6 protein-coding genes are annotated in these 5911 nt (G+C 67.9%); 3 read left to right on the top strand and 3 right to left on the bottom strand.

Annotated elements, in window-relative coordinates:
- Positions 1-14: 14 nt before the first annotated feature.
- Positions 15-338, bottom strand: coding sequence for a thioredoxin (trxA, locus tag ACHFFZ_RS13030; protein ID WP_394277035.1), 324 nt, complete (start codon positions 336-338; stop codon positions 15-17).
- Positions 339-402: 64 nt separating this feature from the next.
- Positions 403-1431, bottom strand: a complete 1029-nt coding sequence (trxB, locus tag ACHFFZ_RS13035; protein WP_394277036.1) for a thioredoxin-disulfide reductase — start codon at positions 1429-1431, stop codon at positions 403-405.
- Positions 1432-1642: 211 nt separating this feature from the next.
- Here trxB and ACHFFZ_RS13040 point away from each other — a divergent pair, with 211 nt between their 5' ends.
- Entirely contained in the window at positions 1643-2152 is a 510-nt protein-coding gene (locus ACHFFZ_RS13040; RefSeq protein ID WP_394277037.1) for a low molecular weight phosphatase family protein, read from the top strand.
- 225 nt (positions 2153-2377) lie between these two features.
- Here ACHFFZ_RS13040 and ACHFFZ_RS13045 read toward each other — a convergent pair whose 3' ends face one another.
- Complete coding sequence (locus ACHFFZ_RS13045; RefSeq protein WP_394277038.1) at positions 2378-3328, bottom strand: sugar-binding transcriptional regulator; 951 nt, start codon at positions 3326-3328, stop codon at positions 2378-2380.
- Between the two features lie 188 nt (positions 3329-3516).
- Here ACHFFZ_RS13045 and ACHFFZ_RS13050 point away from each other — a divergent pair, with 188 nt between their 5' ends.
- Together ACHFFZ_RS13050 and glpK are read left to right on the top strand one after the other, a co-directional pair.
- Entirely contained in the window at positions 3517-4278 is a 762-nt protein-coding gene (locus ACHFFZ_RS13050) for an MIP/aquaporin family protein (protein WP_394277039.1), read from the top strand.
- Positions 4279-4335: 57 nt separating this feature from the next.
- A complete protein-coding gene (gene glpK / locus ACHFFZ_RS13055) occupies positions 4336-5853 on the top strand; it encodes a glycerol kinase GlpK (RefSeq protein ID WP_394277040.1) in 1518 nt (505 codons plus the stop codon).
- Positions 5854-5911: the final 58 nt, after the last annotated feature.

Below are 5911 nucleotides of genomic sequence, written 5' to 3' on the forward strand. Positions count from 1 at the left end.
GGGGTCCGGGATGCTCAGATGAACTCGCCCAGCGCCTTGAGCAGCGCACCCTTGGTCTTGGCGCCCTGCAGCACCTTCACCACCTGGCCGCCCTGCCAGACCTGGAGGGTCGGCAGAGAGAGGATGCCCTGTTCGGTGGGCACACGGGTATTGGCATTGGTGTCCATCGTGACGAAGTCCATCCGGTCACCGACCTCATTGGCCAGCTCGGCCACGATCGGCGACAGCTGCTTGCACGGCGAGCACCAGTCGGCCCAGTAGTCCACCAGGACCGGCTTGCTGTTCTTGACGACCTCGGCATCGAAGCTCTGGTCGGTGACTTCCTTGACTGCGCCCATGGGCATCTCCTTCAGGTGGTCATTCCCACGACGGGCCCTTGGTGCCAGCCGGGGATCGGTGGGGTCAGGCCTGGACGTTCTCGTCGGCCAGGTCGGCCAGGAAACGCTCGGCGTCCAGGGCGGCCTTGCAGCCGGAGCCGGCCGCGGTGACGGCCTGGCGGTAGGTGTGGTCGACCAGGTCTCCGCAGGCGAAGACGCCCGACAGGTTGGTCCTGGTGCCATTGGGCTCCACCAGGACGTAGCCGGCCGCGTCGAGCTCGACCTGGTCGACCATCAGCTCCGAGCGGGGGTCGTGGCCGATGGCGACGAACAGGCCGTTGACGGGCAGTTCCTTGGTCTCGCCGGTCACGTTGTTCTTCAACGTGACCGTCTCCAGCGCCTTGTCGCCGCCCATCGAGACGACCTCGGAATTCCACTCGATGGTGATCTTCGGGTCATTCATCGCGCGGGCGGCCATGATCTTGCTGGCGCGCAGCTCGTCGCGGCGCACCACCATCGTCACGCTCGATCCAAAGCGGCTCAGGAAGGTGGCCTCCTCGACGGCGGAGTCGCCGCCGCCGACGACCACGATCGGCTTGTCCTTGAAGAAGAAGCCGTCGCAGGTGGCGCACCAGCTGACGCCGCGGCCGGAGAACTTGTCCTCGTCCTCGAGTCCCAGGCGGCGGTAGCCGGAACCGGTGGCCAGGATGACGGCCCTGGCGCGGTAGGTGCGGCCCTCGGAGTCCTTGACGACCTTGATCGGGCCGGTGAGGTCCAGCTCGACGGCGTCATCGGTGACCAGCTCGGCGCCGAAACGCTCGGCCTGGGCCCGCATGTTGTTCATCAGCTCGGGGCCCATCACGCCCTCGGTGTAACCGGGGTAGTTCTCCACCTCGGTGGTGTTCATCAGGGCACCCCCGGCGGAAAAGGCGCCCTCGATGACCAGGGGCTTGAGGTCGGCGCGCGCGGTGTAGATGGCGGCGGTGTACCCGGCAGGACCGGACCCGACGATGACCACGTCGCGCACCTCGCCGTCGCCCTCCTGGGTGGTGGTGGGCGTCGCCTCGGGGGTGGTGTCATCCAGCGTGATGTCACCCAGTGTGATCATGCTCATGTCGTCCTCTCGCGTGATGCGGCATGCCGCCCACGATCCTAGTCAGGAGCCGGCCAACGGTGGCGGCCGCAGCCGGTGCTACTCGAGCAGTGCAACCTCCGGGCCGGGCAGGCTATTCCCCAGCAGCGAACACGGCCGCCAGGATCCGGGTCGCTGGCTGCAGCGGGCCCTCGGGTGGGGCAGCATGGGAGCTCCCACCGCAAGGAGCCCCATGTCCAAGCACGACGATTCCAAGACCAAGGATTCTGGGAACAAGGATTCCCGCCACGACCGCCTCGGGGCCGACACCTCGTCGGCCGGCGGTCGGCGTCCTCACGTGTTGTTCGTGTGCCAGTCCAATGGTGGCAAGAGCCAGATCGCTGCCGCACTGCTGCGCTGGCGGGCAGGTGAGCGCGTCGAGGTGACCAGTGCGGGCACCCGACCCGCCGACGGACTCGACGAGCGGGCGCGGCGCTCGGTGGAGGCCATCGGGGCGAGCTTCGACGGCGAGGAGCCAAGGAAACTCACCAAGCAGATGCTGCGCCAGGCCGACCGTGTGGTGGTGCTGGGCAGCAATGCGGTGGTCGAGCCAGTCTCGGACATGACCGCCCCCATCGAACGATGGGTGCTCGACGAGCCCTCCGAGCGCGGCATCCAGGGCTCCGACCGGATGGACCTGGTGCGCGACGAGATCGACGCCCACGTCGCCCAGCTGCTGGCCGAGGTCGACGGCAAGCACTGACTCGTTCGAGTCTGCCAATCCTGGGGTCCGGTCGATCCCGGGTTTGGCCGATCCCGGGTCTGGCCGCGGCGAGAACCATGTGACTGGCCACCTCGTCCGGTGTGGCAGCTCGGGATTCGCCAGTGCCCCCACGGCTGTCAGGTCACCGGCCGAGGACACCGGGTGTTCGCACCGTTGCACGTGAAAGGCCGGCGGCTCCTGCCCGTCTGCGCCCAGGGCAACGGCTCAGGACCGCTCCACCAGCGCCCTGGCCGTGGCCTCGTCCAGCACGACGTCGGTGGCCACCCCGGCCCGCAGCGCCCCGCGCAACGGCGCCACCTTGGCGGTCCCGGCGACGATGCAGATGCGTCGCGGGATGCGTCGCAATTGGTTCGGGGGGATCCCGGAGGCGCGGGCATTGAGCGGGATGTCGGCCCAGGTGCCGTCCTCGCGCAGGAAGACCGTGTTGACATCGCCGACCACCTGGTGCTCGTCCAGTTGCTGCATGTCGTCGGAGTCCAGGTAGCCGTTGGCGTAGACGTGCGAGGGCAGCTCCGCGGCCAGGCCGCCGACCCCGAACAGGGCCAGGCCAATCTGCTGGTGGAGGGCCAGCACCCGACGCACGCTGCGCTCGCGCCACATCGCCTGTTTGGTCTCGGCATGGTCGAAGAAGGCCGGGACGGGGAAGGGCACCACCTGTGAGCCGAAGGCCTTGGCGAAGCACTGGTTGATGGCCTCCACGTGGGGCATGCCGGAACCCGTGGCGCTCGCCGCACCATTCATCTGCACCACCGTGGTGTCCTGCACCAGCCGCGGGTGCAGGTGCTGCACGACGCTGGCCAGGGTGGTGCCCCACGCGGTGCCCACCACCATGTCGTCGGTGATCGCCTCGCTGACCAGTTGCCCCGCCGCGCGGGCCACGCGATCAAGCCGGTGGACGTCGGAGGAGCCGTCCCGCACCGGAACGACGTGCGCCCGCACGCCGAAGCGTCGTCCCAACTGGTCGGCCAAGGAACTGCGCGGCCCGGCGGGGTCCGTGAGCGTGATCTGCACCACCCCCGTCTCCCGCGCCTGCTTGAGCAGCCGCGAGACGGTACTGCGCGAGATCCTCAACTGCCGCGCGATGGCGTCCATGGTCTCGCCCTGCACGTAGTACAGCGAGGCGGCCAGGAAGACCTCATCCGCGCGCTCGTTCATGTGTCCAGAGTATTGCTGAACATTGGTGCAGTGAACTTCATCATCGGTGCACGGTGTGGTGGAATGTCATCGCACCGGGCCACACCCCCGCACCGGAACACGTGGACGACACGGATGTCGCCCACGCAACACCTGAACCGCATCGTCGGACGGACACATCGAGGTGTCCGCCCAAGAAAGGCACCACCATGGTTCTCCTGGAAGCGTCCACAGTGTCGCTGCCGGTCATCTTCGGATCCGAGTTCATCGGAACCGCCATCCTCATCCTGCTGGGCGTCGGCGTCGTGGCCAACAACCTGCTCGGCAGGAGCAAGGGCTTCGGAGGCGGTGTCCTGCACATCAACTTCGGCTGGGGCTTGGCGGTCTTCATGGGCGTCTACGCCGCCTACAAGACCGGCGGACACCTCAACCCCGCCGTCACCCTCGGCGTCGCCGCGGCCGGCAAGGCCGAACTTGCCCCCGGCGTGCCCACCAACGCCACCAACATCGCCGTCTACCTCGTCGCCCAGATGCTGGGCGCCATGGTCGGTGCGGGCCTGGCCTGGGCTGCCTACAAGCAGCACTACGACGATCCCGGCGCCGAGCCCGCAGCCAAGCTGGGCACCTTTGCCACCGGACCCGAGATCCGCAACCCCTTCTGGAACTGCCTCACCGAGGCCATCGCCACCTTCGTGCTGATCTTCTGGGTGCTCACCTCCGGCTACACCCAGGGCGTCACCGTCGGACCGCTGGCCGTCGCGCTCGTGATCGTCGGCATCGGCGCCTCCCTGGGCGGCCCGACCGGTTATGCCATCAACCCGGTGCGCGACCTCGGACCGCGCATCATGCACGCCGTCCTGCCGATCAAGGGCAAGGGCGGATCGGACTGGGGCTACGCCTGGGTGCCGGTCGTCGGGCCCCTGGTCGGGGCCATGGTGGCAGCCGGTGTCTACCGGATCTTCTGGAGCTGACCCCACCCACCGCACCACCCCGTTGACTCCGCAGTACCCAAGGAAGGGAACAAGGACATGAGCAAGGACTACATCCTGGCGATCGACCAGGGCACCACCAGCAGCCGCGCGATCATCTTCGACCATGCCGGCGACATCGTCTCGGTCGGCCAGGAGGAGCACGAGCAGATCTTCCCGCGCGCCGGGTGGGTCGAGCACGACCCCGAGGAGATCTGGACCAATGTGCGCGAGGTCGTCGCCAGCGCCCTGAGCAAGGCCAGCATGAACCGCCACCGCATCGCCGCGGTCGGCATCACCAACCAGCGCGAGACCACCGTGGTGTGGAACAAGGAGACCGGCAAGCCGGTCCACAATGCCATCGTCTGGCAGGACACCCGCACCCAGAAGATCTGCAAGGAGCTCGCCCAGGGCGACGACGACCGCTACAAGGACCGCGTCGGCCTGCCGCTGGCCACCTACTTCTGCGGCCCCAAGGTGAAGTGGATCCTCGACAACGTCGACGGAGCCCGCGAGGATGCCGAAGCCGGCAAGCTGCTGATGGGCACCATGGACAGTTGGGTGCTGTGGAACATGACCGGCGGCATCGACGGCGGCGTCCACGTCACCGACGTCACCAATGCCTCTCGCACCATGCTGATGGACCTCAAGAGCCTCAGCTGGGACGAGGAGATCGCCGCCGAGATGACGATCCCGATGAGCATGCTGCCCGAGATCAGGAGCTCCGCCGAGGTATACGGCTTCGGACGCAAGGAGGGGATGCTGATGGACATCCCCATCGCCGGCATCCTCGGCGACCAGCAGGCCGCCACCTTCGGCCAGGCCTGCTTCGAGAAGGGCATGGCCAAGAACACCTACGGCACCGGCTGCTTCATGCTGATGAACACCGGCGAGGAGCCGGTGCCCAGCAAGAATGGCCTGCTCACCACCGTGGCCTACAAGATCGGTGACCAGAAGCCGGTCTACGCCCTCGAGGGCTCCATCGCCGTGGCCGGATCGCTGGTGCAGTGGCTGCGCGACAACCTCAAGATGTTCGACTCGGCCCCCGAGATCGAGAAGCTGGCGGCCAGCGTCGACGACAATGGCGGCGCCTACTTCGTGCCCGCCTTCAGCGGACTCTTCGCCCCCTACTGGCGCTCCGATGCCCGTGGCGCGCTGGTGGGCCTGACCCGTTACGTCAACCGCGGCCACATCGCGCGCGCCGTGCTCGAGTCCACCGCCTACCAGACACGCGAGGTCCTGGAGGCCATGGAGGCCGATTCCGGCGTGAAGCTGGCCGAGCTCAGGGTGGACGGCGGCATGACCGCCAACGAGACCCTGATGCAGTTCCAGGCCGACCAGGTGGGAGTGTCCGTCGTGCGGCCGAAGGTGGCCGAGACCACCGCGCTGGGCGCCGCCTACGCCGCCGGCATCGCCACCGGCTTCTGGGAGGGCGAGCAGGACGTCATCGACAACTGGAGCGAGGACAAGCGCTGGGAGCCGGGCTGCGAGCAGGACGAGCGCGAGCGCCTCTTCCGCAACTGGAAGAAGGCCGTCACCCGCACCTTCGACTGGGTGGACGACGACGTCAAGGAGTGAGTGCAGGGCTGCCCGAACCGGGCTGCACGGACGGTGCCGCGGGATTCCCGCGGCACCG

The organism is Luteococcus sp. (assembly GCF_043424415.1).
In the GTDB taxonomy this organism is placed as follows: domain Bacteria; phylum Actinomycetota; class Actinomycetes; order Propionibacteriales; family Propionibacteriaceae; genus Luteococcus.

Excerpts from the sequence above, each read along its gene's own strand:
- trxA (WP_394277035.1), bottom strand. The coding sequence starts at position 338 with ATGGGCGCAGTCAAGGAAGTCACCGACCAGAGCTTCGATGCCGAGGTC.
- trxB (WP_394277036.1), bottom strand. The coding sequence starts at position 1,431 with ATGAGCATGATCACACTGGGTGACATCACGCTGGATGACACCACCCCC.
- ACHFFZ_RS13040 (WP_394277037.1), top strand. The coding sequence starts at position 1,643 with ATGTCCAAGCACGACGATTCCAAGACCAAGGATTCTGGGAACAAGGAT.
- ACHFFZ_RS13045 (WP_394277038.1), bottom strand. The coding sequence starts at position 3,328 with ATGAACGAGCGCGCGGATGAGGTCTTCCTGGCCGCCTCGCTGTACTAC.
- ACHFFZ_RS13050 (WP_394277039.1), top strand. The coding sequence starts at position 3,517 with ATGGTTCTCCTGGAAGCGTCCACAGTGTCGCTGCCGGTCATCTTCGGA.
- glpK (WP_394277040.1), top strand. The coding sequence starts at position 4,336 with ATGAGCAAGGACTACATCCTGGCGATCGACCAGGGCACCACCAGCAGC.